This is a genomic window from Lyngbya sp. CCY1209, assembly GCF_055795065.1.
Map to the genome: position 1 here is coordinate 1 of NZ_JAYFER010000309.1, position 215 is coordinate 215.

At 45.6% G+C, this 215-nt stretch carries 1 protein-coding gene; it reads left to right on the top strand.

The genetic code is table 11. The features are described from left to right. The coding region (locus AC0QHF_RS09035; RefSeq protein ID WP_375341412.1) for a group II intron maturase-specific domain-containing protein at positions 1 to 215 on the top strand (215 nt) is incomplete at both ends.

The window sequence follows — 215 nt, forward strand, 5'->3', positions numbered from 1 at the left end:
AGACTCAACCCCATCATCACCGGATGGGCAAGGTATTACTCGGGGGTAGTCTCCAAGGAGATTCTCAGCAAGCTAGATAACATACTCTGGCAACAACTGCGGGCATGGGTAGTATCACGATGCGGAAACGCCAAAGATAAAACGCTCAGGAAATACTTCCGAACAGGAAAAGTGATACTGAGTAATGGGAAAGAAAGGAATGAGAAATGGATTTT